Source organism: bacterium, assembly GCA_016786595.1.
In the GTDB taxonomy this organism is placed as follows: domain Bacteria; phylum Bdellovibrionota_C; class UBA2361; order SZUA-149; family JAEUWB01; genus JAEUWB01.
This window is the reverse complement of the sequence record JAEUWB010000050.1, coordinates 1-2,291: the sequence shown is the minus strand read 5'-3', so window position 1 is coordinate 2,291 and position 2,291 is coordinate 1. Positions and strand designations below refer to the sequence as shown.

The window sequence follows — 2,291 nt, the reverse complement described above, 5'->3', positions numbered from 1 at the left end:
ATCACCGGCAGAATTGTTCCAGCCTGAGATTGTGTCTGCGCATTAAACGCTTTGCAAAACTCCATGATGTTCACGCCTTGCTGACCCAGTGCTGGACCAACTGGTGGAGCAGGATTAGCTTGACCTGCTGGGATCTGAAGTTTAACTTGACCTGTAATTTTTTTACCTTGAGGTGCTGCCATGACTTCCTAATAAACTTAAAAAAAGCGAAGGCCGGCAGAGACATATAATCTTGCCATTTCAAACCGGGGTCTTCGCGGAGTGGTGCTTTATGCCTTTTCTACCTGAACAAAGTCAAGCTCCACCGGCGTATTTCTTCCGAAAATACTGATTAGAACACGGAGCTTTCCTTTATCTGGTTTAACTTCATCGACAGTGCCGTTAAAGTCAGTAAATGGGCCATCTACAACCTTAATCATGTCACCGATTTCATACTGTACTCGCGATCGAGGTTTTTGTGGGCCGCCTTCGATTTGAGCAGTTAAATTCTTGACTTCGTCTTGCGTTAATGGCAGCGGTTCCCGAGAATCTCCAACAAATCCAGTAACTTTTGGTGTTTCTTTAACTAGATGCCAGGTGTCTTCATTCAAATTTGTTTGAATTAGAATATATCCAGGAAAAAATTTCTTAGTTGAAGTCTTTTTTACTCCTCGAACAAGTTCAACAACAGTTTCCTGGGGCACAATTATATCACCAAATTGCTCGGAAAGCCCTTTTGTGCGAATTCTCTCTTCAAGGCTTTTCTTTGCAAACGATTCAAAGCCTGAATAGGTGTGTACCACGTACCAAGGCAATGCCCGCTGAGCTTCGCTTAGCTCGCGTTTAGGCTTATCTTTATCGGCAGCAGATTTTTTTGCTTCCTTGGCTGCAGGTTTAGCAGCAGGAGCAGGTTCGGCGACAGCTTCAGTAGTTACCTTTTCTGCACTCTCTGTAGTGGTCGCAACTGAGTCGTCATTTGTCTCTGCATTATTTTCAGAAACATCAGTTGTATTTTCTGTCTCATCGACATGATCAATCATAAATCACCTAGTTATTATTTGAGATCTATCTAGTTAGTAAGTTCTGCATCAAATTTCCGAGGATGAAATCAACAAGTCCGAGGAAAATTGAAGCCACTGTAAGCATAATAAAAACAACCATGGTAAATTGGATTGTTTCTTGGCGTGTTGGCGTTTGAACCTTCTTCAGTTCAATCCATGATTCGCGCAAAAATGTTACTGGGTTTGTCATATATATTCAATTCATCCAAATCTAAATATCGCATCCATTGTTCTTCTTAGGCTTGCACCTAAACTTTTTCTTGTCCCCAAGCTCTCCCCTTAGATCCAACTAAAAGGAGTCTGAGGGTAAGGAGAAGTTTAAGTGCAAGCCTAAGAAGAATTTAAAAGTAAGCACCAAAGCAAACTAATCGTCCGCTTTGGTCCAATCTTTCTTTTCACACCCCACTTACTTGTCATGCTTACGCACGACGATCAAAGTTTCAAAAAGCAAACTTATCGTTTTCTTTGGTGCCAATCTTTCTTTTTCAAAAGAAAGATTGGCACGCCCGGAGGGACTCGAACCCCCGACCCTCGGATTTGGAGTCCGATGCTCTACCAACTGAGCTACGAGCGTCCAAATTGAGCGCCTGTTTCCAACATTTGCCAAATACTTCGTTGCGGAAGATTTTCTCGGATTCCATGTATTACAATAGATTGGGAATCCTCAAAAATTTCCGCGCCTCGTCTTTGCCTAAATCTTGGAAACATACATCTCAATTTCAGCTTTAGATTTTACTTTCTCTAACTTATCCGCAATTCATATTAAACAAGAACTGCTACAAGTTCGTAAGAATGGCGAGGTTGAGTTAAAGACGAGGCGCGGGAATTTTTGGGGAACCGACTTTATTTAAAATAAACGAGGTTCAACAAAAATTTTCCGCAACGAAGTATTTAACCAACGCCGCCGTTTTCTAAGCGATAATCTCCGCAACAACACCCGCCCCGACAGTACGTCCACCTTCGCGAATCGCAAAACGTAGCTCCTTGTCCATCGCAATCGGCGTAATTAACTCTACCGTTACCGAAATATTATCTCCCGGCATCACCATCTCCACTCCCGCTGGTAACTCAATTGAACCTGTTACGTCTGTCGTACGGAAGTAAAACTGCGGTCGGTAGCCCTTAAAAAATGGCGTATGTCTACCACCTTCCTCTTTCGTCAAAATATAAATCTCCCCCTTGAACTTAGTGTGCGGAGTAATTGAGCCTGGCTTTGCCAACACTTGCCCACGCTCTACTTCCTCACGCTTT

4 protein-coding genes and 1 tRNA gene are annotated in these 2,291 nt (G+C 42.9%); all 5 read right to left on the bottom strand.

Going from position 1 to position 2,291, the window contains the following annotated elements:
• On the bottom strand, positions 1–182 hold a 182-nt coding region (locus JNK13_07730), incomplete at its 3' end, for a 50S ribosomal protein L11 (GenBank protein MBL7662625.1).
• An 87-nt stretch (positions 183–269) separates the two neighbouring features.
• The gene (gene nusG / locus JNK13_07725) at positions 270–1,019 is read right to left on the bottom strand and encodes a transcription termination/antitermination protein NusG (GenBank protein ID MBL7662624.1); all 750 of its coding nucleotides are present in this window, start codon (positions 1,017–1,019) and stop codon (positions 270–272) included.
• Positions 1,020–1,044: 25 nt separating this feature from the next.
• Positions 1,045–1,230 (bottom strand): preprotein translocase subunit SecE, encoded by a 186-nt coding sequence (secE, locus tag JNK13_07720; GenBank protein ID MBL7662623.1) that lies wholly within the window; start codon positions 1,228–1,230, stop codon positions 1,045–1,047.
• Positions 1,231–1,538: 308 nt separating this feature from the next.
• Positions 1,539–1,614 (bottom strand) — tRNA-Trp (locus tag JNK13_07715).
• A 337-nt stretch (positions 1,615–1,951) separates the two neighbouring features.
• Positions 1,952–2,291, bottom strand: a 340-nt coding sequence (tuf, locus tag JNK13_07710; GenBank protein ID MBL7662622.1) for an elongation factor Tu, incomplete at its 5' end; no start/stop codon positions are given.